At 59.4% G+C, this 453-nt stretch carries 1 protein-coding gene and 1 pseudogene; both read right to left on the bottom strand.

The annotated features are described in order from the left end of the window. Nucleotides 1-280, bottom strand: a pseudogene (locus JWG43_RS18220) (flagellar motor switch protein FliM); the annotation flags it as partial. Between the two features lie 10 nt (nt 281-290). After that, a partial coding sequence (locus JWG43_RS20460; protein ID WP_205244349.1) for a flagellar basal body-associated FliL family protein occupies nt 291-453 on the bottom strand: 163 nt, incomplete at its 5' end.

Consider the following 453-nt stretch of genomic DNA (forward strand, 5'->3'; position numbering starts at 1 on the left):
GGGTGTGCACGTATTCGCCGAACTTGAGCATCTGCACGCCGTTGATCGACACCTCGGCGGTGCGCCGCATCATGTTGAACAGGCTGATGCGCATGTGACGGGCGAACCGCTCGTTCACCAGCTCCAGGGTCGGCATGCGGCCACGGACGATGCGGTCCTGGGAGGAGAAGTCAAACTGGGCGATACCGGGATCCCCGGCCGCCCCTAGCTCTTCCTCTTCGACATCATCGACACCGTGCAGCAGGGCATCAATTTCGTCCTGACTTAACAGATCGCTCACGCTTCACCTTTCATTGCATGACAAAGCCGGTAAACAGCACTTGTTCTATTACGGGGGAAGAGACCAGATCCTTCAGGACCCGGCGACACTCTTCCAATGAATCCTGACGCAGCTTCTCCTTGCCCTCGAAGGTCATCAGCTGCTCGGCGGTGGCCGCGCTGAAGACCCGCAGC

The sequence above is a fragment of the Desulfobulbus alkaliphilus genome, assembly GCF_016918545.1.
Lineage (GTDB): Bacteria > Desulfobacterota > Desulfobulbia > Desulfobulbales > Desulfobulbaceae > Desulfobulbus > Desulfobulbus alkaliphilus.